Here is a 24,672-nt window from a genome sequence, read left to right as displayed (position 1 = left end):
GTGCCGGTTACCCGGATCCGGGCGAATCGTGCCCGGAGTACCGTCGCTGCCCCCCGTTCGAAAAAACGGACGGCGGGGCAGCGACGGTGCAATCACTCCGCGGTAGCGGTCGCCGGCTGCTCGGTGGCGACCTGCGCCGGCTGCTCCGGGGCGGCGGGCTGCTCGGCGGCAGCGGCGGGCTGCTCGGCCGGGGCAGCGGGCTGCTCGGCGGCGGCGGCAGCGGCAGGCTGCTCGGCCGGGGCGGCCTCGTCGGCCTTCTTCGGCTCGAGCAGCTCGCGCTCCCACTCGGTCAGCGGCTCGTCGCTCGCGACACCCTCGGGCTTCTCGTCGTTGCCACGACGACGGCTGGAACGCGCGATCAGACCATCCGCGACGGCGGCCGCGACGACCTTGGTCAGCAGCTCGGCCGACCGGATCGCGTCGTCGTTGCCCGGGATCGGGAAGTCGACCTCGTCCGGGTCACAGTTGGTGTCCAGCACCGCGATCACCGGGATGCCCAGCTTGCGGGCCTCGTCGACGGCGATGTGCTCCTTCTTGGTGTCGACGATCCAGACCGCGGCGGGAAGCTTCTGCATGTCCCGCAGACCACCGAGGGTGCGGGTCAGCTTGATCTTCTCGCGGGAGAGCTGCAGGGTCTCCTTCTTGGTGTAACCGGCGGCAGTGCCGCTGAGGTCACCCAGGCCCTCCAGCTCCTTCATCCGCTGGAGCCGCTTGTACACGGTCTGGAAGTTGGTCAGCATGCCACCGAGCCAGCGGTGGTTGACGTACGGCTGGCCGACCCGGGTCGCCTGATCGGCGATCGCTTCCTGGGCCTGCTTCTTGGTGCCGACGAACAGGATGCTGCCGCCCTCGGCGACGGTCCCACGCACGAACTCGTACGCCTTCTCGATGTACTCGAGGGTCTGGCGCAGGTCGATGATGTAGATGCCGTTGCGCTCGGTCATGATGAAGCGCTTCATCTTCGGGTTCCAGCGCCGGGTCTGGTGCCCGAAGTGGACACCGCTCTCCAGCAGCTGGCGCATGGTCACGACGGCCATGGTTGGGGTACTCCTCAAGGTCCCTGGTTGTCACGCCCGGCCGGTGGCCGGGCGTCCTGGCGCCTGATCGCCGGCCCATGGTGGACCCGATCAAGATCGGGACCAGGGAGGCCGTCGCTCCACGACGATTCGTGAAGAGGGCGCGCGAGGTCGACCGCGCAAGGCGGTCGCCAGTTGGCCAGTGTACGCCCCTCCCCCGTTCAGCTGCCCCGGGGTGCGCGCGGGGCGCGGCGCCGCAGCGTGTCGCGGCACGGCTTCCTGGGCTGATCGGCTCGGCTTCCTGGAAATCGGTGCGTCGCACTGGTCCGGACACCACGACTTCACGGAAACCGAGTCGATCAAGGCGCGGCGGGTCAGCCGGCGGCGAGCGCTGCGGCGAGGAAGAGCACCAGGCCGACGGTCAGGTAGGCCGTCGGTGGGCGCAGCCAGCCCCGTCCACCGTCGGAAAGCGCCAAACCACCGGTTCGTAGCCCATACAGCCCGGTCGCGAAGATCGGCAGCCCAGCGACGAGGGCGATGCCCACGACCACGTTCCCGGCGTCCACCGGATCACCGGTCGCGCCGGCCAGCAGCACCCGCAGCGCGGGGATCTCGAAGATCAACACCAAGAGCGCGAAGAGTACGGCCAACACAGGTCGACGGGTCCGGTAGACGCCATCGGCGGCCGGTGGGTACACCGTCGGCTCCGTCGCGGGCAGGTCCGTGCGGGGTCCGATCCCCGGCATCGGGCCGGTCGGCATCTCCAGCGGGTGCGGCGTCTCGCCGCCGCCCCGGGTCGGCTCGATGATCGGGTACCCGCCGAGCACGGCGGGCCGGGTCTGGTCGGCGAGCATGCCAGCCAGCGGGTCGGCCGCCAGCGAGGCGTCGCGGGTGGCCTCGGACGCGCCGGTGGCCAGCGGGGAAGCCGTCCCGGTCGACTCCCGCGCGGCCCGGCGTCCCGGCAGCTCACCGGAAATCTCCGAGGGGTCCCGGTCCGCCCGCCGCGAACGCGTCGCCCGGTAACCGTCGACCTCCGGCCGGGCGTCACTCAAGGGATCCACCGCGCCGAACCGTCCCGAGTCGCCCTCACTCGCACCGAACCGGCCGGGCTGGGCGTCCAGGGCGCTGAAGCGACTGGAGTCCGGCTCGCGGCGCCGGCCAACGCCGGTGTCCTCGACGGAGCGGGCCTCGTCGGCGCCACGCTGCTCGGGGATCTCGCCGTCCCGGTACCGCGGGTCGCCCGCGCCACGCCAATCTGACTCGCCGTACCCGCGACCCTGCTCGTCGGGATACCAGCGTGACTCCTGATCTTCCGGAAAGCTCCGTCGTCCGTCCACGTCAGGCACCGTATGCGACCGGCTGCGCCCGCGCCATTTCAGCGCGCGTCCTGGTCCGTGTCTCGCGCCTGGTGGGACCGGTGCTCGACGATCCACGCCTTCCCCCCTCCACCGCTCCCCGGCCAGCCCCTGTCCGCGATCTTGCACTTACTGCCCCGATGTAGGGGACATTCCACGCATTCCGGCGACCGATACTGCAAGATCGCCGTGGGGTGGGACGGCGTCGGTAGCACAGCGCCGGCTTGATCGTTCGGTTGTCCACAGGACACCCTTTGTCCACAGACGGGCCATCGCCGGGGTCGCGGCGATCGCACCCTGGCGGGCACCGTGCCGTCCATGACTAAGCGGAACCAGGCGGTTGGCGCGTACGGCGAGCGGTGCGCCGCCCGGCACCTGACCGAGGCGGGGCTGCGCCCCATCGCCCGAAACTGGCGCTGCTCGGCCGGGGAGATCGACATCATCGCGTGGGACGGGCCGGTGCTCGCCTTCTGCGAGGTGAAGACCCGCCGGGGCGATGACTTCGGCACACCGGCCGAGGCTGTCGTACCGGCCAAGGCCCGCCGGCTGCGTGGGCTCGCCGCGCGTTGGCTGACCGAGACCGGCACGACCGCCGAGGAGGTGCGTTTCGACGTGCTGTCGGTGCGGCTGCCCGATGCCGGTCCGGCGCAGGTCGACCACCTCAAGGGCGCGTTCTGACATGCGCGGACCGGGACGTCGAGCTGGCGGTGCCGCGCCATGAGCTACGCGAAGGTGCTCTGCGTGGGCCTGGTCGGGGTCACCGGCCACCTGGTCGAGGTGGAGGCCGACCTGGCCGCCGGCCTACCGGCGGTGGTGATCTCCGGTCTGCCGGACACCGCCCTGCACGAGGCCCGCGACCGGGTGCGCGCGGCCGTAGTCAACTCCGGCCAGCGCTGGCCCAACCGGCGGATCACCCTCAACCTGCTGCCCGCCACGCTGCCAAAATTCGGTTCGGCCTTCGACCTGGCCATCGCCGCGGCGCTGCTGGGCGGCTCGGGTGAGCTGCCTCTGCTCCCACTGGAGGGGGTGGTGGTCCTCGGCGAGTTGGGGCTGGACGGGACGGTCCGGCCGGTGCGCGGCGTGCTCCCGATGGTCGCCGCCGCAGCCCAGGCCGGCGTCGGTCGCGTGATCGTTCCGGTCGGCAACGCCGCCGAGGCCGCGGTCATCCCCGGGGTACGGGTGCGCGCGGTGGACACCCTGCACCGCCTGGTCGCCTTCGTTCGTGACGGGACCCCGCTGATCGAGCCGCCAACGGCCACCCCGGCACCGATGGTCGGTGGGCCGGATCTCGCCGAGGTCGCCGGGCAGCAGATGGGCCGGCGCGCGTTGGAGGTCGCCGCCGCCGGCGGGCACCACGTGGCACTGCTCGGCCCGCCGGGTGCCGGCAAGACGATGCTCGCCGAACGGCTGCCGTCGATCCTGCCCGAGTTGGACGACGACGCGGCGCTGGAGGTGACCGCCCTGCACTCGGTCGCCGGGCTGTTGCCACCGGGCGGTCAACTGCTGCGTCGCCCACCGTTCCAGGCACCGCACCACACCGCGACGGTGCCATCGCTGGTCGGTGGGGGCTCGGGGCTGGCCCGACCCGGGGCGGTGTCGCTGGCGCACCGCGGCGTGCTCTTCCTCGACGAGGCCCCCGAGTTCACCAAGGGCGCGTTGGAGGCACTGCGCCAGCCCTTGGAACACGGCCGCATCCACCTGAGTCGCAGCGGGGGCGGCACCGTCTACCCGGCCCGGACCCAGTTGGTGCTGGCCGCCAATCCCTGCCCCTGTGCCAAGCCGGCCGGCGACGCGCACTGCGAGTGCACCCCGCTGGCCCGCCGCCGCTACCTGGGCCGGCTCTCCGGGCCGCTGCTCGACCGGATCGACGTGCAGGTGCGGCTGATGCCGGTGCGGGCGGCGGAGCTGATGGCACCCGACGGTGACGCCGAGCCCTCGGCGACGGTCGCCGCCCGGGTTGCGGCGGCCCGACAGGCGGCGGCCACCCGCTGGGCCGGTCTCGGCCGGCGGCTCAACGCCGAGGTGGACGGTCCGCTCCTGCGCCGACCGCCGTGGCGGCTGCCCGCGAAGGTCACCGCCGAACTGCGTGGCCGGCTCGACTCCGGCTCGCTGTCGGCACGCGGCTTCGACCGGGTGATCCGGATGGCCTGGACCATCGCTGACCTGGACGGCCGGGACCGGCCAGACCTGAACGACGTCCGGGAAGCGATCCAACTACGAACGGGGGAGGCGACGTGAGCGCCGACGAGGAACGCAGGCTTGCTCGGGTCGCCCTGACCTGGCTGGCCGAGCCGGGCACCCGCGCGGTGCACCACCTGGTCGAACGGCTCGGACCGGTGGCGACCCTGGACCTGCTGCTCGACGGCGGCAGCCCGGACGGCTGGCTGCACACCACGGTGGCCGCCCGGTCGGCGGCCGGTGACGCCCGGGCGGTGGCGGCGGAGGCGTTGGACCGGGCGGACCGGCTCGGTGCCCGGCTGGTCACGCCGGACGACGAGGAGTGGCCAGCCCGGGTGGCTGGCCTGGCCACGCTGCACCTGCCGGACGTCACCCGCCGGGTGGACGGTGAGACCGCCCCACCGCTCTGCTTCTGGGTACGCGGAAGCTGGCCGCTGGGCGAGGCCCTGGAGCGCTCGGTCGCCGTGGTCGGGGCGCGGGCGGCCACCGGCTACGGCCAGCACGTCGCCACTGAGCTGGCGTACGGGCTGGCCGAGCGGGACTGGACGGTCGTGTCCGGTGGCGCGTTCGGCATCGACGCTGCCGCCCATCGGGGTGCCCTCAACGCGGGCGGCCTGACGGTCGCGGTGCTCGCCTGTGGACTGGACCGGCCGTATCCGATGGGCAACGCCGCGCTCTTCGACCGGATCGCCGACACCGGGTTGCTGGTCAGCGAGTGGCCGCCCGGTGCCGAGCCGCTGCGGCCCCGCTTCCTGATCCGCAACCGGGTGATCGCCGGAGGCACCCTGGGGACCGTCGTGGTGGAGGCGTCGGCCCGCAGCGGCGCGACGCAGACCGCTCGGCGAGCCATCTTCACCAATCGGGTGGCCATGGTGGTGCCGGGGCCGGTGACCTCGGCGATGTCCGTCGGCGCGCACGAGTTACTCCGCGAGTTCCCCACCAAGGCCCGGCTGGTCACCGGCGTGGCGCAGGTGCTCGAGGAGGTGGGCCGGATCGGCGCGGACCTGGCCCCGCCGGCACGAGGACCGCAGCGGGCGGCCGACACGCTCGACGACGACGCGCGGTCGCTGCTGGAGGCGTTGCCGCGCAGGGGGGCGATGGACGTGGACCGGCTCGCCGCCCGCGCCGGTGTCGACCTGCGGACCGCGCTGCGCAAGCTGTCCCTGCTGGAGGAGTTGTCCATGGTGGTCCGTCGCGACGACGGCTACACCCTCACCCCGCCCGCCAAACCGAAGCGCGGGGCCTCTGCGCCGTCGGCGGCGAAAACGTCCGGGTCAGCCCAGGGTGCTGGCGGGGGACGACCCCTCGTCTAGCCCCTTTGCGCGAATGGTCACGCCGCCCCCTCGGCGCCGAGGGCAGCGAGGGGATCTCTGCAGCGGGCGGGCACCCCGACAGGCGGTGTTATCGGTACCGTGCGCGGTCATGGGTGCTATCAAGCCGTGGCACATCGCCACGCTGTGCTGTCTCGTAACCTCCGCCGCACTCATTGGCGGCTTGGTCATACTCCTGATCAAGAAGACCAACCGCCGTTAGTCGGGCCGACGAACACCGGCACCCGTCGCGGCCGGTCGCGCACAACGATCGGCCGTACTCTGGTGCCGTGTCAGCTGTTGGTGAGGGTGCCTGGGCCGATCGACGGGCCAGCACCCGGGCGCGACCGCTACGACCGGTGCCACCGCGATGAGCCGGCCGGACCGGGGGACCCGGGCCATGCACCAGGCACTACCGCCGGCGCTGCGTGAGGCGGTCGACGACTTCGCCGAGCACCTGTCCCGGGTTCGTAACCGGTCGGCGCACACCGTCCGCGCGTACGTCACCGATCTCGTCTCCCTGCTCGACCACGCCGTCCGGATGGGCTGCGTCGACCTGCCCGACCTGGACCTGTCGGTGCTGCGTAGCTGGCTGGCGCGGCAGCGCACCACCGGTGCGGCCCGCACGTCGTTGGCCCGGCGGGCCGCGTCGGCGCGGGCGTTCAGCGCCTGGGCGCACCGGGCCGGGCTGCTCCCCGCCGACGTGGGCGCCGCGCTGGCCAGCCCGCGCGCACACCGGGAGCTGCCCAGCGTTCTGCGCGCCGACCAGGCGGCCGCTCTGGTCGAGGCGCCAGCCCGGCAGGCGCCGACTGCGGAATCACCACCAGCGGGACCGGGATCGAACGCAACGGAAGAGGCCACGACCGAGGCAGTGCCGCTGCGCGACCGGGTGCTGCTCGAACTGCTCTACGCCACCGGCGTACGGGTCAGCGAGGCCTGCGGGCTGGATGTCGGCGACGTCGACCACGGCCGGCGGGTGATCCGAGTGTTCGGCAAGGGCGGACGGGAGCGCTCGGTGCCGTACGGGGTGCCCGCACAGCGGGCGTTGGACGACTGGTTACGCCGGGGCCGCCCGGCAATGGTGGGCGCCCGCTCCGGCGACGCGCTGCTACTTGGTACCCGGGGTGGTCGGCTCAACCCGACGACCGCGCGTCAGATCGTCGGTGCGTACGCCGAGGCTGCTGGCCTGCCCCGGACCAGTCCGCACGGTCTGCGCCACTCCGCGGCCACCCACCTCCTGGAGGGCGGTGCGGACCTGCGTGCCGTCCAGGAGCTACTGGGCCACTCGTCGTTGGCCAGCACGCAGATCTACACGCACGTCTCGGTGGAGCGGCTGCGCGCCGCCTACCGCCAGGCCCATCCGCGCGCCTGATCAAGGGCCGGAGGGCGAGAGACCCGGCGGTTACGATCATCGGGTGACCGTCCCGCAGCCCCCTGAGCCGATCCCGGGCGCCCGCCTGCTCTTCTCACTGGACCAGGCGGTCAGCCACCTCAACCACGGGTCGTTCGGCGCGGTCCCGATCAGTGTGCAGCGAGCCCAGCAGCGGCTGCGCGACGAGATGGAGGCCAACCCCCTGCGCTTCTTCACCCAGGGGCTGGTCGACCGGATCGCGCACACCCGCCGGCACCTCGCCGGGTTCCTGGGCGCCGACCCCGACGGCAGCGCCCTGGTGGGTAACACCACCACCGGCGTCGCCGTGGTGCTCCAGTCGATGGGCCTGCAACCCGGCGACGAGGTGCTCAGCACCGACCACGGGTACGGGGCGGTGAGCCTGGCCATCCAGCGCGAGTGCCGTCGTACCGGGGCGGTCAGCCGGGTCCTGCCGATTCCACTGGACGCCACCGACGAGCAGCTCGTGCAGATCATCCGCGCCGGCCTGCGCCCCGGGCGGACCCGACTGCTCGTCGTCGATCAGCTCACCTCGGCCACCGCCAGGCTCTTCCCGGCCGCCGCCATCGTCGGGGTGGCCCACGAACACGGCGTGCCGGTCCTGGTGGACGCCGCCCACGCCCCCGGCATGCTGCCCACACCGGTGGCCAGCATCGGCGCCGACTTCTGGGTGGGCAACCTGCACAAGTGGGCGTACGCCCCGCGCGGGACCGCCCTGCTGGCGGTGGCGCCGCAGTGGCGGGACCGGATCGAGCCACTGGTGGTCTCCTGGGAGCAGGAGTCCGGTTTCCCGGCCCGGGTCGAATGGCAGGCGACCCTCGACTACACGTCCTGGCTGGCCGCCCCGGCGGGCCTGTTCACGCTGCGGAGCCTCGGCGTCGACCGGGTGCAGGCGCACAACGCCGCGCTCGCCGCGTACGGCCAGCGGGTGGTGGGGGACGCTCTGGGGGTGCCGCCCGCCCAACTGCCCGACCCCGGCGGGCCGGCGGTGTCTCTGCGCATCATGCCGCTGCCGGCTGGCATGGCCACCACCATCGACGCGGCGCGGGCGTTGCAGACGCGGATCGCCGAGCGACTCGCCGCCGAGGTGGCGGTGATGAGCTGGACCGGCCGGGGGTGGCTGCGGCTCACCGGTCAGGTCTACAACACCGTCGACGAGTACGAACGGCTGGCCGTGCGGCTGCCCGCACTGCTCGCCCAGCGCTGACAGTGCGCTATCCCGTGAAGTAGGCGGCGCTCTCCGGGTCTGCCGGGTAGTAGGACTCGATCGCGATTTCGTCGATCGCGATGTCCATCGGGGTGCCGAAGGTGGTGATGGTCGAGAACAGCCGCAGCTCTCGTCCGCCGATTCGGAGGATCATCGGGATCACCACGTCGGCGTCGACCCGTTGGCCCGTCGGGTCCTCGGGCAGAGGGTTCAGCAGTTCTTCGTAGAGTGCGCTGAGCTCCGCGTCGGGAGCGGTGGCGAGCTGGCGCGAGATCCGGCTGCGGAACACCGCACGCACGTCTGCCAGGTTGACGACCATGGAAGCGAGCCCGCGCGGGTCCAGGCCCAGCCGAACGAGGTTCACCGGTGGCCGCAACAGGTCGGGTGCGACGTGCGCGAAGAACGGGTCGACCGCGCGGTTGGTCATCACGATGTTCCACCGGCGGTCGAAGACCAGCGCCGGATACGGCTCGTGCGCCCGAAGCACCCTGCGGACCGCGTCGAGGGCAGCCGACAGGGCGGTGTCGTCGAGCGGACGCTCCGTGTATCGGGGCGCGAAGCCGGCGGCGAGTAACAGCTGATTGCGATCCCGCAGCGGCACGTGGAGTTGGTCGGCAAGCCGGAGGATCATGTCCGCGCTCGGCTTGGACTTGCCGGTCTCGACCAGGCTGACGTGACGGGCCGAGACATCCGCGGCGATCGCCAGGTCGAGTTGGCTGATCCCCCGGCGCTGCCGCCACTGCCGCAGGAGTTGCCCGACCGTATACACGATCATGAGCGTACTCATCGTCGCGACGGACGCCATGAAGTGCGAGTTCATCGACAGCCGAACGGGCCGGGCAAACACTTGGGTCCATGACCACTGAGAACAAGAGCATCGTCCAGCAGGCGTTGGCAGGGCTGGTAGAGAAGGGCGACGTCGACACGCTCGCCTCGTCCCTCAGCGACGACTTCATCCACCACCGACCGGATTCGACAACCTCGACCAGGGCGGAATGGCTCGCCGCAGTCCGCGCCGCGCTGCTGGGCCCGACCGTCGGCATGCAGGTCGAAATCCTTCACCTGCTGGCCGACGGTGACCACGTCGTGGTGCACTCGCGACGCCGGCTGCCCGACGGGGGACCGGAGATCGTGGTCGTCGACGTCTTGCGCATCGCCGACGGGTCCATCGCAGAGATATGGGAAATCATCGAACCGGTGGCCCACGCAGCCGCCAATGTGACGTGGTGGGAACCTGCTCATCACTGACGGAATCCCCTGGCACCGGCACCGCCGACCGGGAACAGTCGCACCGGACCGAGGCCGAGCAGTGCCAGCGGATCCAGATATTCCGTGCCCCGGCGCAGGCCCCAGTGCAGGCACGCTTCGGCTGGACAACCCGGATGCCCGGGCAGCAGCTCACCCAGTGGTGCGCCGGCGGCGACCGGCTGTCCGGGGCGCACGGCTGGTCGGACCGGCTCGTGGGTGGTCCGCAGCCCGTCGGCGTGCCCCACGGTGATCACCGGGCGGCCGGCCACCAGACCGGCGAAGAGCACGGTGCCCGGGCCGGCGCTGCGGACCACCGCTCCGGCCGGGGCGGCCAGGTCGACACCCCGATGGCCGGGAAGCCACGGCCGGGGCGGCGGGTCGAAGCGGCGCACCGGACGAGGCGGCCCGTCGACCGGCCAGCGGAACCGCCCCGGCCCGACGCCCGCCGCGACAGGCACCGGCACCGCGCCCGACGGTGGACTGCCGGGCACGGCGGCGACCAGCACGGCCAGCCCGCAGAGCTGGACGGTCAGCGCGAGTGGCAACGCGGTGCAGAGCAGCACGGTACGGCGGATCGAGCCGACGCACGGCGCGGATGGCGGTCGCATGACGGCAGCCTTCGGCCAGAGCCGGGTCGTCCGCCAGCCCGGCAGACCGAGCTGTGGATGACCGGAGGACCTGTGGACGACCACCCGAAGGCTTCGATGATCTGTTATGTCCAGGGGTTGGTGGGCGCTGCCTATGCTGGGCCGATGACTCGGGACTGGCTCTCCTGGCACGAGGACTACGACCAGCCGGGGTCGGCGTTGGCCGCCCGACTGACCGAGGTGCAGGAGCAGGTCCGGGCGGCCCTGGACCGGGCGCCGGCCGGGCCGCTGCGGATGGTCAGCGCCTGCGCCGGTCAGGGTCGGGACCTGATCCCGGTGCTCGCAACGCACCCGCGCCGCGAGGAGGTGACCGCCCGCCTGGTCGAGTTGGACCGGCGCAACGCCGCGACAGCCGAGGACGCCGCGCGGGCGGCCGGGCTGACCGGGGTGCAGGTGGTGGTGGGCGACGCCGCGTTGACCGACGCGTACGCCGATCTGGTCCCGGCCGACCTGGTGCTGCTCTGCGGGGTGTTCGGCAACGTGTCGGACGCCGACGTCAGGGCCACCGTCGGGCATTGCGCCGCACTCTGCGCGAACGGCGGCACGGTGATCTGGACGCGGCACCGGCGCGAGCCCGATCTGGTGCCGGTCATCTGCGACTGGTTCGCGCAGGAAGGGTTCGCGCAGATCGCGGCCAGCACCCCGGCGGCACAGGTGGGTGTCGGCGTACACCGGCACCTCGGCCATCCCCGGCGGCTGCCCTCCGGGGTGACGATGTTCCATTTCCTCCCCCGCTGACCCCACCCAGCCGTGCCGCCGGGCCGTTTTCGGGCCGTCGCCGAGGGCCTAGGCTGGGCCGCGTACGGCGGGTGCCGCCGTTTGGACCGGGAGGCCCGCATGACCACTGTCGACGACCGGACGCCGCCCCCGAACGGGCCGACGGTGGCCGAGGTGAGCGGCCCGTCGCGGCTCGCGGAGCCGGACGAGGCGATCAGCGCCGAGGAGTTGCAACTCGCCGCCCGTAACCACGGCATCCCGTTGGAGGCGCTGCGCTACGACGTCACGCCGGCTGGGTTGCACTACCTGCTGATCCACTACGACATCCCGGAGCTCGACCCGGCGAGGCACACGCTGACCATCGGCGGCGCGGTGGACCGGCCGCTGACGGTCACGCTTGCCGAGCTGCGCGAGCGGCCGCGGGTCACCCACCAGGTGACGCTGGAGTGCGCCGGCAACGGTCGAGCCCTGCTGCACCCCCGACCGGTCAGCCAGCCGTGGCTGGTCGAGGCGGTCGGCAACGCCGAGTGGACCGGCACCCCGCTGGCGCCGCTGCTGCGCGAGGCGGGCCTCGGGCCGGACGCAATCGACGTGGTCTTCACGGGCGCCGATCACGGCGTCGAGCGCGGGATTGAGCAGGACTACCAGCGGGCGCTGCCGGTCGCCGACGCGCTGCGCGAGGAGGTGCTGCTGGCGTACGAGATGAACGGCGCTCCCCTGCTGCCGCAGCACGGCGCGCCGCTGCGGCTGATCGTGCCGGGCTGGTACGGCATGGCGCACGTGAAGTGGGTGCACTCCATCGAGATTCGGACCGAACCGTTCGAGGGGTACCAGAACGCGGTGGCCTACCGGGTGCGCCGGGACGCCGACGACCCGGGCGTGCCGGTCACGCGGATCGAGCCGCGTGCGCTGGTCCGACCGCCCGGCTTTCCCGACTTCATGTCCCGTCGCCGGGTGCTGCGGCCGGGACCGTGCACCCTGGACGGTCGGGCCTGGTCGGGGCACGCGCCGGTGGTTGCCGTGGAGGTCACCACCGACGGCGGGGAGAGCTGGGCACCGGCCGAGCTGGACCCGGCGGAGGGTGGGGATTTCGCCTGGCGGCGCTGGCGACACGAGTGGGTCGCGACGCCCGGTCGGTACGTCCTCGGCGCGCGGGCGACCGACGCGTCCGGGCGGACCCAGCCGGTGGAGCAGCCGTGGAACCGGGGCGGCTTCGCCAACAACCTGGTGCAGCGGGTCGAGGTCGTGGTGCCGGCCGAGTGATCGTCCGGCAGGTGCTACGCCACGGGTGGGGGGCCCGTGGTGCGGCTGGCCGGCTCGGGCGCGGTCAGCCGCCGAAGCCGGAGTCGGCGGGCAGCGAGATGTCGGGCTTCTCCAGCTCCTCGACGTTGACGTCCTTGAAGGTCATCACCCGGACGTTCTTCACGAAGCGGGCGGGACGGTACATGTCCCACACCCATGCGTCGTGCATCTCGACCTCGAAGTAGACCTCGCCGTCGGAGTTGCGCACGTGCAGGTCGACCTGGTTGGCCAGGTAGAACCGACGCTCCGTCTCCACCACGTACGAGAATTGGCGGACAATGTCGCGGTACTCCCGGTAGAGCTGCAGCTCCATCTCGGTCTCGTACTTCTCGAGATCTTCCGCGCTCATCGCACTCCGCCTTCCATGGCCACATCTTCCCCCACCGACGTCGGAGGCCGAAGCTGCTCGCCCAACGCCACGCCGACGGTACCCCCTGACGCCCACAAGCGCTCCATCGGCTCTTGCGTGCTGTGGCCGCCGGGCCGTCGGGCGCGCGGCGGCCGGCCGTCGCGGCCGGAGACCGCGGCGACATTGACGTACGAGAACCGGTGCTCCCGGCACGGCCCGTGCTCCCGCAGCGCCGCGGAGTGCTCCGGGGTGATGTAGCCCTTGTGCTCGGCGAAGCCGTACGCCGGGAACACCCCGTCCATCTCCACCATCATCCGGTCACGGGTGACCTTGGCGAGCACGCTGGCCGCGGCCACGCAGGCGGCCACCCGGTCGCCCTTCCACACCGCCAGCCCGGGCACACCCAGGCCGTCCACGCCGAAGCCGTCGGTCAGCACGTACTCCGGGCGCGTGGTGAGCGAGGCGAGCGCCCGGCGCATCGCCGCCAGGTTGCACACGTGCAGACCCCGGGCGTCGACCTCCTCCGCAGGGATGACCACCACGGCGTACGCGAGTGCGCGGTCCACCACCTCCGCGTACACCCGTTCCCGGCTCGCCGGGGTGAGCAGCTTCGAGTCGGCGAGGCCCTCGATTTCGCCACGCCGACCTTCGGGTAGCACCGCCGCGGCGGCGACCAGCGGACCGGCGCAGGCGCCCCGACCCGCCTCGTCGGCACCGGCGACGTGCCGGAAGCCGCGCCGCTGCAGCGCCCGTTCCAGGGCGTACAGCCCGGCCTCGCGCCGCACGACGGTGCGCGGCGGGGTCAGCACGGCGCCCCACCCTGATCGGGTGTCCTCGACTGCCCCAGCCGGGTCAGGAGGGCGGGCAACTCGGACGGGTAGAAGCGCTCACCGCTGGCCGCCAGTTCGTCGGGCAGCCACCAGTTGTGGCCGGCGATGCTGCGCTGCTCAATGTCGTTGAAGCCTGCGGTGTCCACCTGCCAGGACTGCACCCGGAAGAGGAAGAAGTCCTGCTCCTGGCGGTACCAGGTGCCGTCGAACGGGAACTCGGTCGTGTCGGACCAGACCGGCTCACCCAACTCGGCCGGGTCGAGTCGCAGGCCGGTCTCCTCGGCCAACTCCCGAGCCGCGCCCGCGGCCGGGGACTCCGCCGGGTCGAGCCCGCCGCCCGGGGTGAACCAGTAGCGGTGCCCGGGTCGTGCCGGGTCGAAGCCCTCGAACAGCAGGACCCGGCCGGCCGCGTCGACGAGCAGCACGCGAGCCGCGCGTCGAGGGGTGTAGACACGGTTGCTGCTGTTCGCGACTGCGGGGCTCGCAAGCTCACTCCTCGCGCTCACGTTCACCGCCCCAGCCTGCCAGACCGATGGCGGATCGCCCACGCCCCCGTCGGTCTACGGCTTGGGAATACCGTCGTACTGATCCGGCACGGTCAGCCAGGTGGCCCGGTTGAACGGCCAGAAGACGGTGAACGCCCGCCCGACCACGTCATCCTCGGGGATGGTGGCCTCGGTGATGTTCTGCCCGGACTGCTGCCAGTGCTCCAGCGAGTCACCGGAGGCCGAGCGGTGGTCGCCCATCACCCACAGCCGGCCCTCCGGCACGGTGATGTCGAACTCCTGGTCGGCAGGCTTGTCGCGGATCCCGTCCATCGAGAAGATGTACGGCTCGTCCAGCGACTTGCCGTTGATCATCAGGCGTTCCTGCGGGTCGCAGCAGACCACGTGGTCGCCGGGGGTGCCGATGACCCGCTTGATGAAGTCCTCACCGTCGGGGTTGCCGCTCCACTCGATCGGAGCCTTGAACACGATCACCTCACCGCGATGCGGCGATCGGAAGTCGTATACCAGCTTGTTGACCAACACCCGGTCATCGATCTTGAGAGTGTTTTCCATGGACGGGGAGGGGATGAAGAAGGTCTGCAGCACGAAGGCGCGGACCAGCACCGCGACCAGGATCGCCACACCCAGCAGGATCGGCAGCTCCTTCCAGAAGGAGCTGCGCGGCTTGTCGGTCTGCTCGTCAATCACGCCAAGGAGCCTACGTTGCCCGACTGGACGGCACCGTCCGGAACGCGCGGTAACCCCGTAGTGCGGCTGCCAACGGAAGAATCAGCAGCGCACCGCCCTGCGGGGTGGGTCGCACCGGGGGTGCGCCGGAGGATGCCGTGGCCGGCCCGGACACGTCGTCGAACGTCGACGGCACCGACAGCGGATTCCACCGCGACGAGGGCCAGACCACCATGAAGGCCCGGCCGACCACGTTGTCGATCGGCACCGGGCCCTGGCAGCGTGCGTCCTGGGAGACCTCACGGTGGTCGCCCATCACGAAGATCTGACCGGGCGGTACGACGACCTCGTCGAAGCGCCGGGAGCGGCACTCCGACGGGTTGGGCGGCAGGTCCAGTGGAGAGTTCCGCAGGACGTACGGCTCGTTGAGCGGCGTGCCGTTGACGGTCACCCGACCCTGGCTGTCGCAGCACTTGACCCGGTCGCCGGGGAGGCCGATCACCCGCTTGATGAAGTCCTTCTCACCGGGGCGGCTCACGCCGACCAGATCGCCGACAGTCCGGGTGAGCTTGCCGGCGAAGCCCGGCGCCGGCTGCTCGTCGACCTGCGGTGCCCAGCGGTCGGTGCCCCGGAAGACCACCACCTCGCCACGCACCGGGTCACGGACGTCGTAGACGACCTTGTTGACCAGCACCCGGTCCCCGATGAGGAGCGTGTCCTCCATCGAGCCGGACGGGATGAAGAACGCCTGAAGCAGGAACGTGCGAATCAGCACCGCCAGGCAGAACGCGACGACCAGCAGCAGCGGAAGCTCCTGCCAGAGGGGCATCTGCCGGCGGCCACGCCGGGCCCGTCGGCGCCACGGATCGACGGTGCCGTCCTCGTCAAGCGTCTGCACCACGCCACTCCCCGGTCCGCAGAAACACCACCGCCCGGGAGCCTCGTCGAGGCCCCACGGGCGGTAGTGGACAGCTGCCCACCACAGGGGTGGGCCTGCCGCCTCGCTGCGCCCGTACGACCAGGGTAGTGCGGTCTGGGCGGTACGGCATACGCGCAGCTCGGGCGGCGTGGCGAGCGGGAAGTCAGCTGGGCTGCTTCTCCCGCTTCTCCTTGATCTTGGCCTTCTTGCCGCGAAGCTCGCGCAGGTAGTACAGCTTGGCGCGGCGCACGGCACCACGGGTCACGATCTCGATCCGGTCGATGCCCGGGCCGTTGAGCGGGTAGGTCCGCTCGACGCCGACACCGAAGCTGACCTTGCGGACCGAGAAGGTCTCGCGCAGACCGTCACCCTGGCGACGGATCACGACGCCCTGGAAGATCTGGACACGGGACCGGTTGCCCTCGACGACTCGGGCGTGCACCTTGACGGTGTCACCGGCCCGGAAGTCGGGAAGGTCGGTCCGCTTCGACTGGGCGTCAAGGGCGTCCAGGATGTTCATCGCTGCGTCCTCGTAAGGCTCACGGCGCACCGTCATTCGGTGCGCGGGTGGGTGGTTCTGATCCCCGGGTGGTGCCGGCGTGCCGACCCCGATCGGGAATCCTCGCAGCCGCCCGCGGGCGCGGACGGATGCGGCAACCCCCCTACTTTGCCACATCCCCCGCCGGTGGCTGAAATCCGGCCTGGTCCAGGGCAGCGATGTCCCGTTTGTCGAGCCGATCGGCGGGCAGCGCCGCGAGCAGGTCCGGACGTCGGGCGGCAGTCCGCAGCAGACCCTCTTCGCGCCGCCAGCGAGCGATCTTGCCGTGGTCACCGGAGCGGAGCACCTCCGGCACGTCGTGCCCACGCCAGCTCGGCGGCTTGGTGTAGATCGGCGCCTCCAGCAGCCCGTGCGCGTGCGACTCCTCGTCCAGCGAGCCCGCATTGCCCAGCACCCCCGGCAGCAGCCGGGTGACCGCCTCCAGCATCACCAGGACCGCGACCTCCCCGCCGAAGAGCACGTAGTCACCGAGCGAGACCTCGGTGACCGGCATCCGGGTGGCGGCGTGCGCCAGCACGCGCTGGTCGATCCCCTCGTAGCGCCCGCAGGCGAAGAGCAGATGCGACTCGGCGGCCAACTCGTACGCCATCGCCTGGGTGAACGGGGCACCGGCCGGCGACGGCACCAGCAGCCGGGGCGGCGGGGCCTCGGCCGGCGCGAGCGCGTCCAGCGCCTCACCCCACGGCTCCGGGCGCATCACCATCCCCGGACCACCGCCGTAGGGGGTGTCGTCGACCGTGCGGTGCACGTCGTGGGTCCAGGTCCGCAGGTCGTGCACGGCAAGCTGGAGTACGCCGTTGGCCCGCGCCCGCCCGATCAGCGACAGGTCCAGCGGGGCGAAGTACTCCGGAAAGATCGACACGACGTCGACGCGCATGGGGGTGGTCCTAAAGGTCGAGCAGTCCGGCTGGCGGGTCGACGATCACACGTCCACCGGCGAGGTCGACCTCCGAAACGATCGCCCGGACGAACGGGATCAACGCCGTACGCCCCTCGGGGCGCCGCAGCACCAGCAGGTCGGAGGAGGGTGCGTGGTCGATCCGGGCAACCTCGCCGAGCCGTTCGCCGGCCAGGGTCACCACGGCCAACCCGACCAGCTGGTGATCGTGGAACTCCTCGGGATCATCCGGCGGGGCCACGTCGGCGCTGTCCACCACGAGCAGCGTCCCGCGTAGCGCCTCGGCGGTGCTGCGGTCCGGGATGCCGTCGAACGCGACCAACATCCGGCCCTGGTGGAAGCGGGCTTCCTCGATGGTCAGCTCCGCCGGAACCCGGAACGGTACCCCGGGCTCATCCTCAGGCGCGGTCGCGGCCGTCGGGGGTGTCGCCCCCGGCTCAGTGCGCAGCACTGTGCCGGGGGCGAACCGTGCCTCGGGCTCGTCGGTCCGCACTTCCACGGTGACCTCACCGCGGATGCCGTGCGGCTTGCCGATCCTGCCAACGACGAGTTGCATCAGTACGAGTCGACGATGTCGACGCGTACCCCGCGCCCGCCGATGGAGCCGATCACCTGGCGCAGCGCCTTGGCGGTCCGACCGGACCGCCCGATCACAGTGCCGAGGTCCTCGGGGTGCACGCGGACTTCGAGCCGCTTGCCCCGACGGGAATCGACCATCCGCACCCGGACGTCGTCCGGGTGGTCGACGATTCCCTTGACCAGGTGCTCCAACGCCGGACGCAGAGGCATGTCAGGCCTGCTCACCGGCAGCGGCGGCCGGGGCGTCAGCAGAAGCGTCAGCCTTCGGAGCCTCAGCCGCAGCCTCGGTCTTCGGAGCCTCAGCCTCAGCCTCGGTCTTCGGATCCTCAGCCTTCGGAGCCTCAGCAGCCTTGGCGGCCTTCTTGGCCGGCTTGGCCGGGGTCTCCGGGGCGAGCCCGGCGGCGGCCTTCGCCTCAACCTCGTACGCCGCCTTGCGGTCGGCCCGCTCGGGGGCGACCAACAGCGGCGGCGGGGCCGGCAGACCCTTGTACTTCTGCCAGTCACCGGTCAGCTCCAGCAGCCGCTGCACCGCCTCGCTCGGCTGAGCGCCGACGGACAGCCAGTACTGGACCCGCTCCGACTTGACCTCGATGATCGAAGGGTCTTCCTTGGGCTGGTAAATCCCGACGAACTCGATCGCCCGACCGTCACGCTTGGTGCGCGAGTCGGCGATGACGATGCGGTACTGCGGGTTGCGGATCTTGCCCATCCGCAGGAGCCGGATCTTTACGGCCACAGTTGTTTCGCTCCTGTTGCGATCTCACCAGCCCGTACGGGCGGTGTGCATGGGTGAGCGCCGACCGGACCCGTGGGGTTGGGCCGGAGACTACTCGGTGGACTAGCGACGTGCCCGGGTTAGAGGGCGCCGGACGCGCGCCGGATACCAGCGACCCATTCTGCCAGACTCGATGCCGATCGCACGCATCGGACCCGGACACCGCGTCACCGGTGACCTGGAACACCTCTCAACGCACCGGCGGACGGTCCCATCCCGGTGGAAGTTCATCCGGTACGTCCCAGTCTGGCGGGGGTGCGAAGTCGCACCAGGTGCCGTCGAACGGGAACTCGCCGGCCTCCGCGAGCGCGATCACCCGCTCCCCCTCGGCGCGAACCGCCTTCTCGTCCGTCACCCAGTAGTCGTCACCGAAGGCGAGCCGCTCGACGAACTCGTCCTCGTCCTTCCAGTCCCAGCTGAGATCCGGGCGCACCACCACGTCCAGGTCCTGGTCAACCACGTCGATGCCGGCCACCGGGCCGTCGTCCCAGCGGACACCAGGCTCTTCCAGGTTGACGTACCAGTTGGCGAACCGGCCCCGCGCGTCCCGGAACCACCAGACGGAGTGCGCCGCCCCGGTGGGCAGGAACTTCAGCAGCGGCGGGCCGTCCCAGCGCCCGCCCGCCAACCGGTACGTCGACGAGATCCACTGGGCGAACGGCATCGCCCGCATCCCCAGCCCCGCCTCGGTGACCTCGTGGGCCACCGGCGAGTCCCGGGCGATCCAGATCAGCAGGCCCCGGTCGTCGTCGCTGACCACGCGGCCCGGCCGTACCCACCCGATCCGACCGTGCCGCACGTTCCGGTGCAAAATCAGCCGACCAACCCCAAACCCCACCCCACACACCCCTCCCACGCCACCCCGCCGCACCCACCCCGCCGCACCCACCCCGCCGCACCCACCCCTCCCCGCGCACCCTCCCCGCACCCCCACCCCGTTGATCTAGGGCATATCGTTGTTGACAGAGATCAACTAACGACCGTGTGCCCTAGATCGACGAGGCCGGGGGGGCGGCGGAGGGCGGCGGGGGCGGGGGCGGGGCGATCGCGGGGGCGGGGGGTGATCGCGGGGGTGTTCGCTAGGGGCGCACTTCAGTAGGCGCGGGCGAGGATGGCGATCAGGTCGGGTTCGTCCTCGGAATCCGGCACCGAACCATCGGCGCGCAGCAGGCAGCGCACCGTGACGCCCTGACCGTTCGCCTCGGCCTCGCCGGCCACGCCGACCGCCGACCACGGCACCCGCGCCCAGCCGGTTGCGGCGGCCTCGATCGCCTCGGCGAGGGTGGCCACCTCCACCGTGCGCGATTCGCGGTTGGCCAGCGCCTGGTCGTGCAGCACCTGCTGGTCGGTCTCCAGCGCGGCCAGCACCGCGCCAACCACGTCGGCCACCGGCGTCGGGGACTTCGACCCGTCGGTGCGACGCACCACCACCGCGTTGCCGGCAACCAGGTCACGGGGGCCGACCTCGACGCGTACCGGATAGCCACGCAGCTCGGCGTCGACGGCCCGGCGGCCGAACGGAGTGTCGGTCCGGTCGTCGAGCGCGACCCGGACACCGGCGTCGCGCAGGCTGTCGCGCAGCTTGGCCGCCGCCTCGGCGACACCCTCGCCATCCTTGACCACCATGACGTACGCCTGGATCGGCGCCAGCCTCGGCGGCACGCGCAGGCCGTTGTCGTCGCCGTGCGCCATGATCAGGCCGCCGAGCATCCGGGTCGACGTGCCCCAGGAGGTGGTCCAGGCGTGCTCGCGGCCGCCCTCGGCCGAGGAGTAGCTGATGTCGAACGCCTTGGAGAAGTTCTGGCCCAACTCGTGGCTGGTGCCCAGCTGGAGCGCCTTGCCGTCGCCCATCATGCCTTCGCAGGTGTACGTGGCCGTCGCGCCGGCGAACCGCTCACGCGCCGTCTTCAGGCCCACCACGACCGGGATGCCGATCACGTTGACCATCAGGTCCTCGTACGCCTCGTGCAGGATCCGCCGCGCGTACGCACGGGCGTCCTCACGGGTGGCGTGCGCGGTGTGCCCCTCCTGCCAGAGGAACTCGCTGGTACGCAGGAAGATCCGCGGGCGCAGCTCCCACCGGACCACGTTCGCCCACTGGTTGAGCAGCAGCGGCAGGTCCCGGTACGAGTCGATCCACTTGGCCATGAACTCGCCGATCACCGTCTCGCTGGTGGGGCGCACCACCACCGGCTCGGCGAGGGGCTTGCCGCCACCGTGCGTGACGACCGCCAGCTCCGGCGAGAAGCCCTCGACGTGCTGCGCCTCGCGCTTGAGGTAGCTCTCCGGGATGAACAGCGGGAAGTACGCGTTCTCGGCTCCCGCCGCCTTGATCCGGGCGTCCATCTCGAGCTGCATACGCTCCCAGATGGCATAGCCGGCCGGTCGGATGACCATCGTGCCGCGAACCGGGCCGTTGTCGGCCAGCTTTGCCTTGGCGATGAGGTCCTGGTACCAGCGGGGGAAATCCTCCGCACGGGGAGTGAGCACGCGTGCCATGACCGCACATCCTATGCGCCACGCGGGGGGACACCGCGTCCGGGAGTCGCCGCGCCGTGTCGCCCGCTTCGCGCAGCGGTCGTGACGGCGCTGGCGGGTCGACGGTGCACCCGTAGAATTCGACCACCATGGTTACCTCGACGGACTCGCCGCGCCAGCGGCTGCGGGACACGATCGTGGACGCCGCCCGCGCGCGGACCATCGCCGCCGGGTGGGACGCGGTCCGGATGGGCGGGGTGGCCACCACGGCCGGGGTGAGCCGGCAGACCGTCTACAACGAGTTCGGTAGCAAAGCGGGGCTCGCCGAGGCCCTCGCCCGAGCTGAGGTGGACCGCTTCGTCGGCGACGTCCGTGCCGCGCTGCTCGCCCACGGCACCGACGTGCGGGCCGGCGCGTACGCGGCCATCGCGCACACCCTCGCCGCAGCGGCCGACAACCCGCTGGTCAAGGCAATCCTGACCAGTGCCCGAGGCGGGTCGGACGAGCTGCTGCCGTACCTCACCACCCGGGCCGAGGTGGTGCTCACCGAGGCGTCCGGCGCGCTGATCGAGTGGGCCGGCGACCACCTGCCCGGGGCGGACGCGGCCGCACTCGCCTTCGCCGCCGACACCATCGTCCGCCTGGTGGTCAGCCACATCGTGCTTCCCCAGGACCCGATCGAGCAGACCGCCACGGCCCTGGCCGACCTCGCCGTACGCCTCTTCAGCGCCGCGGCCCGCCCGGCCCTCTGACCCCCACGCCCCGCGCGCGGGAGGCAGCAACATCCCTGATGTTGCGCGGAACCTTCCCCAGCGAGCCCACCCCTGCAAGATCGCGCTCGATCCTGGATGTAGTGGCATCCCACGACGCCGAGGCCCCTACTTCCTGGATCGAGCGCGATCTTGCGCGGCGCGGACCAGCGCGGACCAGCGCGACACAGGCCAGCGCGGCGCGACACAGGTCAGCGGGTCAGCGGACGATGCGGCCGCGGAGGATCGTGCGGGAGGGCGCGCGGACGACGCGCAGGTCGCGGCGGGGGTCCTCGGGGTAGACGGTCAGGTCGGCGAGGCCACCCTCGACCAGGCCGGGGAAGCCGAGCCACTCCCGGGCGCCCCAGGAGGCGGCGGCGAGCACGTCGATCGGTGCCATGCCGGCCCGCTCGTGCAGCAGCAGCATCTCCTCGGCGGCCAGCCCGTGGTCGATGCCGCCACCGGCGTCGGTGCCCACGTAGATCGGCACGCCCGCCTCGTGCGCGGCGCGCACCACCTCGGGGAAGCCGTCCCGCAGTGCGAGCATGTGCTCGGCGTACCCGGGGAACTTGTCCCGCGCCTGTTCGGCGATACCCCCGAAGGTGGCGATATTGATCATCGTGGGGACCAGTGCGGTGCCCTGGCGGGCCATCTCGTCGATCAGGTCGAGGCTCAACCCGGTGCCGTGCTCCACCGAGTCGACACCGGCCCGCACCATGATCTCGACAGCGGACTCGGAGAAGGTGTGCACCGCGGCGCGTACCCCGGCGTCGTGCGCGGCCTGGACGGCGGCGGTGAGGGTGTCCGCGTCCCAGGCCGGCGACAGATCACCCACGCCCCGGTCGATCCAGTCGCCGACCAGCTTGACCCAGCCGTTGCCGGCCCGCGCCTGCGCGGCCACCGTGGACGCCACCTCGGCCGCGTCGACCTCCACGCCGATGTCGCGCAGGTAGCGCTTCGGCGGCGCGACGTGGCGGCCGGCGCGGGCCAGTCGCGGCAGGTCCGGATCGTCGTCCAATTCGGGGTACGGGTACGGCGAGCCGGCGTCGCGGATCGCCAGCACCCCGGCGTCCCGGTCGACGTGGGCCAACTCGCGGGCCTGGTCGAGCGAGGTGATCGGGGCGCCACCACGGGCGATGCCGAGGTGGCAGTGCGCGTCGACCAGCCCCGGCAGGACGAAACCACCGTCGACGACCGTCTCCGCACCCGGCACCGGGGTGAAGGTCACCCGGTCGCCGACCAGCCAGAGATCCCGTACCTCGTCGTCGGGGAGCAGCACACCGCGCACGTGAAGAGCCATGCGCACAGTCCTACCCGATCAAGCTCCTTCGTGCGCGAGGAGCCCGTCGTCCGCCCTCACCGACACGCGTCAGCGGGGACGGTTGTCGCCGCCCTTGCCAAGCTTGTTGAAGTCGATCTTCGGAAGCTTGAAGCCGGGCGGCAGGCCCTGTCCACCAGCGAGGTCGTTCGGGTCCATTCCCGGCGGGAGCTGCGGCATTCCGCCCGGGAAGCCGCCCGGCAGGCCGGCTCCGGCTCCGGCCCCGGTACGCGGCCGACCGCCACCCTTGGTGCCCTTGCGCTTGTTCTTGGGGCTCTTGGTCGCCTTACGCCGGCCGCCACCGGGCAGGCCCATCATGCCGCCCATCTGCTTCATCATCTTCTGCGCGTCGGCGAAGCGGTTGAGCAGCTGGTTGACATCCATCACGGTGACCCCGGAGCCGTTGGCGATACGCGCCCGGCGGGAGCCGTTGATGATCTTCGGGTTGGTCCGCTCACCCGGGGTCATCGACCGGATGATCGCGGTGACCCGGTCGAAGTGGGTGTCATCCAGGTCGGCGATCTGGTCCTTCATCTGCCCCATGCCGGGCATCATGGCCAGCACGTTGGCGATCGGGCCCATCCGCCGCACCGCGATGAGCTGGTCGAGGAAGTCCTCCAGGGTGAACTGCTCACCGCCCATCAGCTTGGCGGTCATCTTCTCCTTCTGATCGGAGTCGAAGGCCTGCTCGGCCTGCTCGATCAGAGTGAGGACGTCGCCCATGCCGAGGATCCGGCTGGCCATCCGGTCGGGGTGGAAGACGTCGAAGTCCTCCAACTTTTCTCCGGTGGAGGCGAACAGGATCGGCTGCCCGGTCACCTCGCGTACCGACAGCGCGGCACCACCGCGGGCGTCGCCGTCGAGCTTGGAGAGCACCACGCCGGTGATCCCGACGCCGTCGCGGAACGCCTCGGCGGTGCGAACGGCGTCCTGACCGACCATCGCGTCGATGACGAAGATGACCTCGTCCGGCTGGACCGCGTCACGGATGTCGGCGGCCTGCTGCATCATCTCGGCGTCGATGCCGAGCCGGCCGGCGGTGTCGACGATGACGATGTCGCGGGCCGCCCGCTTCGCGTGCTCGATCGATGCCCGCGCCACCTGCACCGGGTCACCGGTGCCGTTGCCGGGCTCCGGGGCGTACACCTCGACGCCGGCCCGGCCACCGAGCACCTGGAGCTGCCCGACGGCGTTGGGGCGCTGGAGGTCGGCGGCGACGAGCAGCGGCTGGTGCCCCTGGCTCTTGAGCCAGCGGGCCAGCTTGCCGGCGAGGGTCGTCTTACCGGAACCCTGGAGGCCGGCCAGCATGATCACCGTCGGCGGCTGCTTGGCGAACTGGAGCCGTCGCCCCTCACCGCCGAGCACGTTGATCAGCTCTTCGTTGACGATCTTGATGATCTGCTGGGCCGGGTTCAGCGCCTGCGAGACCTCGGAGCTGCGCGCCCGCTCCTTGACGGCCGCGATGAAGCCCTTGACCACCGGCAGCGCGACGTCCGCCTCCAGCAGCGCGAGGCGGATCTCGCGCGCGGTGGCGTCGATGTCGGCGTCGGTGAGCCGCCCCTTGCCGCGGAGCTTGGTGAAGATCCCGGACAGGCGGTCACTCAAGGTGTCAAACACGCGAACATCCCGTTTGTCAGTGTTCCGGCGGGCACAACGCGGCCGGCACTGCGGAG

General features: G+C 71.7%; 26 protein-coding genes and 1 pseudogene. 9 read left to right on the top strand and 18 right to left on the bottom strand.

What is annotated here, in order from left to right; genetic code table 11:
* Nucleotides 1-92 precede the first annotated feature (92 nt).
* A complete protein-coding gene (gene rpsB, locus PCA76_RS07045) occupies nt 93-1,037 on the bottom strand; it encodes a 30S ribosomal protein S2 (protein ID WP_272616159.1) in 945 nt (314 codons plus the stop codon).
* 353 nt (nt 1,038-1,390) lie between these two features.
* Nucleotides 1,391-2,390, bottom strand: a pseudogene (locus tag PCA76_RS07040) (hypothetical protein).
* Between the two features lie 299 nt (nt 2,391-2,689).
* Between PCA76_RS07040 and PCA76_RS07035 the strand changes: the two are divergent.
* The 5 genes from PCA76_RS07035 (at nt 2,690) to PCA76_RS07015 (ending at nt 8,456) form a co-directional block, all read left to right on the top strand.
* Nucleotides 2,690-3,049 (top strand): YraN family protein, encoded by a 360-nt coding sequence (locus PCA76_RS07035; RefSeq protein ID WP_272616156.1) that lies wholly within the window; start codon nt 2,690-2,692, stop codon nt 3,047-3,049.
* 39 nt (nt 3,050-3,088) lie between these two features.
* On the top strand, nt 3,089-4,609 hold the full coding sequence (locus PCA76_RS07030; RefSeq protein ID WP_272616154.1) for a YifB family Mg chelatase-like AAA ATPase: 1,521 nt from the start codon (nt 3,089-3,091) through the stop codon (nt 4,607-4,609).
* Nucleotides 4,606-5,862 carry a DNA-processing protein DprA gene (dprA, locus tag PCA76_RS07025; RefSeq protein WP_272616152.1) on the top strand — a complete coding sequence of 419 codons (1,257 nt, stop codon included), beginning with the start codon at nt 4,606-4,608 and terminating at the stop codon, nt 5,860-5,862. Before PCA76_RS07030 ends, dprA begins: the two co-directional genes overlap by 4 nt.
* Before the next feature lie 367 nt (nt 5,863-6,229).
* Entirely contained in the window at nt 6,230-7,231 is a 1,002-nt protein-coding gene (locus PCA76_RS07020) for a tyrosine recombinase XerC (RefSeq protein WP_272616150.1), read from the top strand.
* 43 nt (nt 7,232-7,274) lie between these two features.
* A complete protein-coding gene (locus PCA76_RS07015) occupies nt 7,275-8,456 on the top strand; it encodes an aminotransferase class V-fold PLP-dependent enzyme (protein ID WP_272616148.1) in 1,182 nt (393 codons plus the stop codon).
* Between the two features lie 7 nt (nt 8,457-8,463).
* Here the strand turns inward: PCA76_RS07015 and PCA76_RS07010 are convergent, their stop codons facing one another.
* Nucleotides 8,464-9,231 (bottom strand): helix-turn-helix domain-containing protein, encoded by a 768-nt coding sequence (locus PCA76_RS07010; protein WP_272616147.1) that lies wholly within the window; start codon nt 9,229-9,231, stop codon nt 8,464-8,466.
* An 80-nt stretch (nt 9,232-9,311) separates the two neighbouring features.
* Here PCA76_RS07010 and PCA76_RS07005 point away from each other — a divergent pair, with 80 nt between their 5' ends.
* Nucleotides 9,312-9,704 carry a nuclear transport factor 2 family protein gene (locus tag PCA76_RS07005; protein WP_272616146.1) on the top strand — a complete coding sequence of 131 codons (393 nt, stop codon included), beginning with the start codon at nt 9,312-9,314 and terminating at the stop codon, nt 9,702-9,704.
* On the opposite strand, the gene PCA76_RS07000 is transcribed toward PCA76_RS07005, so the two are convergent.
* The gene (locus PCA76_RS07000) at nt 9,698-10,312 is read right to left on the bottom strand and encodes a murein hydrolase activator EnvC family protein (RefSeq protein ID WP_272616145.1); all 615 of its coding nucleotides are present in this window, start codon (nt 10,310-10,312) and stop codon (nt 9,698-9,700) included. The two genes, PCA76_RS07005 and PCA76_RS07000, sit on opposite strands and share 7 nt — an antisense overlap.
* A 144-nt stretch (nt 10,313-10,456) precedes the next feature.
* On the opposite strand from PCA76_RS07000, the gene PCA76_RS06995 reads away from it, so the two are divergent.
* Both PCA76_RS06995 and PCA76_RS06990 read left to right on the top strand, forming a co-directional pair.
* Nucleotides 10,457-11,089 carry a class I SAM-dependent methyltransferase family protein gene (locus tag PCA76_RS06995; RefSeq protein WP_272616143.1) on the top strand — a complete coding sequence of 211 codons (633 nt, stop codon included), beginning with the start codon at nt 10,457-10,459 and terminating at the stop codon, nt 11,087-11,089.
* A 99-nt stretch (nt 11,090-11,188) separates the two neighbouring features.
* Nucleotides 11,189-12,331, top strand: a complete 1,143-nt coding sequence (locus tag PCA76_RS06990) for a sulfite oxidase (RefSeq protein WP_272616142.1) — start codon at nt 11,189-11,191, stop codon at nt 12,329-12,331.
* 64 nt (nt 12,332-12,395) lie between these two features.
* Here the strand turns inward: PCA76_RS06990 and PCA76_RS06985 are convergent, their stop codons facing one another.
* The 12 genes from PCA76_RS06985 to proS all read right to left on the bottom strand — a co-directional run bounded on the left by PCA76_RS06985 (nt 12,396) and on the right by proS (nt 20,953).
* A complete protein-coding gene (locus PCA76_RS06985; protein ID WP_007075222.1) occupies nt 12,396-12,719 on the bottom strand; it encodes a DUF2469 domain-containing protein in 324 nt (107 codons plus the stop codon).
* Complete coding sequence (locus tag PCA76_RS06980) at nt 12,716-13,528, bottom strand: ribonuclease HII (protein ID WP_272616134.1); 813 nt, start codon at nt 13,526-13,528, stop codon at nt 12,716-12,718. Before PCA76_RS06980 ends, PCA76_RS06985 begins: the two co-directional genes overlap by 4 nt.
* Nucleotides 13,522-14,055, bottom strand: a complete 534-nt coding sequence (locus tag PCA76_RS06975; protein ID WP_442930246.1) for an NUDIX hydrolase — start codon at nt 14,053-14,055, stop codon at nt 13,522-13,524. The genes PCA76_RS06980 and PCA76_RS06975 overlap by 7 nt, the downstream gene beginning before the upstream one ends.
* Before the next feature lie 54 nt (nt 14,056-14,109).
* Nucleotides 14,110-14,745: a signal peptidase I gene (gene lepB / locus PCA76_RS06970; RefSeq protein WP_272616130.1), complete on the bottom strand. Its 636-nt coding sequence runs from the start codon at nt 14,743-14,745 to the stop codon at nt 14,110-14,112.
* 10 nt (nt 14,746-14,755) lie between these two features.
* A complete protein-coding gene (lepB, locus tag PCA76_RS06965; protein WP_272616129.1) occupies nt 14,756-15,625 on the bottom strand; it encodes a signal peptidase I in 870 nt (289 codons plus the stop codon).
* 181 nt (nt 15,626-15,806) lie between these two features.
* Nucleotides 15,807-16,163, bottom strand: a complete 357-nt coding sequence (rplS, locus tag PCA76_RS06960; RefSeq protein ID WP_074317771.1) for a 50S ribosomal protein L19 — start codon at nt 16,161-16,163, stop codon at nt 15,807-15,809.
* Between the two features lie 142 nt (nt 16,164-16,305).
* Nucleotides 16,306-17,079 carry a tRNA (guanosine(37)-N1)-methyltransferase TrmD gene (gene trmD, locus PCA76_RS06955; RefSeq protein WP_272616127.1) on the bottom strand — a complete coding sequence of 258 codons (774 nt, stop codon included), beginning with the start codon at nt 17,077-17,079 and terminating at the stop codon, nt 16,306-16,308.
* A gap of 10 nt (nt 17,080-17,089) precedes the next feature.
* A complete protein-coding gene (gene rimM / locus PCA76_RS06950) occupies nt 17,090-17,656 on the bottom strand; it encodes a ribosome maturation factor RimM (protein WP_272616126.1) in 567 nt (188 codons plus the stop codon).
* The gene (locus tag PCA76_RS06945) at nt 17,656-17,889 is read right to left on the bottom strand and encodes an RNA-binding protein (RefSeq protein ID WP_013284588.1); all 234 of its coding nucleotides are present in this window, start codon (nt 17,887-17,889) and stop codon (nt 17,656-17,658) included. The genes rimM and PCA76_RS06945 overlap by 1 nt, the downstream gene beginning before the upstream one ends.
* Nucleotide 17,890: 1 nt before the next feature.
* On the bottom strand, nt 17,891-18,415 hold the full coding sequence (gene rpsP / locus PCA76_RS06940) for a 30S ribosomal protein S16 (protein WP_272616121.1): 525 nt from the start codon (nt 18,413-18,415) through the stop codon (nt 17,891-17,893).
* A gap of 229 nt (nt 18,416-18,644) precedes the next feature.
* Nucleotides 18,645-19,292, bottom strand: coding sequence for a DUF402 domain-containing protein (locus tag PCA76_RS06935; protein ID WP_272616120.1), 648 nt, complete (start codon nt 19,290-19,292; stop codon nt 18,645-18,647).
* A 254-nt stretch (nt 19,293-19,546) separates the two neighbouring features.
* Nucleotides 19,547-20,953 carry a proline--tRNA ligase gene (gene proS / locus PCA76_RS06930; protein ID WP_272616119.1) on the bottom strand — a complete coding sequence of 469 codons (1,407 nt, stop codon included), beginning with the start codon at nt 20,951-20,953 and terminating at the stop codon, nt 19,547-19,549.
* Nucleotides 20,954-21,081: 128 nt separating this feature from the next.
* On the opposite strand from proS, the gene PCA76_RS06925 reads away from it, so the two are divergent.
* Complete coding sequence (locus PCA76_RS06925; RefSeq protein WP_272616117.1) at nt 21,082-21,684, top strand: TetR/AcrR family transcriptional regulator; 603 nt, start codon at nt 21,082-21,084, stop codon at nt 21,682-21,684.
* A gap of 217 nt (nt 21,685-21,901) precedes the next feature.
* On the opposite strand, the gene PCA76_RS06920 is transcribed toward PCA76_RS06925, so the two are convergent.
* Together PCA76_RS06920 and ffh are read right to left on the bottom strand one after the other, a co-directional pair.
* Nucleotides 21,902-22,981 (bottom strand): amidohydrolase family protein, encoded by a 1,080-nt coding sequence (locus tag PCA76_RS06920; protein ID WP_272616116.1) that lies wholly within the window; start codon nt 22,979-22,981, stop codon nt 21,902-21,904.
* A gap of 69 nt (nt 22,982-23,050) precedes the next feature.
* Nucleotides 23,051-24,616 (bottom strand): signal recognition particle protein, encoded by a 1,566-nt coding sequence (gene ffh / locus PCA76_RS06915; protein ID WP_272616115.1) that lies wholly within the window; start codon nt 24,614-24,616, stop codon nt 23,051-23,053.
* Between the last annotated feature and the right edge of the window lie 56 nt (nt 24,617-24,672).

Origin of the sequence: Micromonospora sp. LH3U1 (assembly GCF_028475105.1) — a bacterium.
Classification (GTDB): domain Bacteria; phylum Actinomycetota; class Actinomycetes; order Mycobacteriales; family Micromonosporaceae; genus Micromonospora.
Note: the sequence above shows the minus strand (reverse complement) of the source record. Positions and strands in the feature narration are given on the sequence as shown.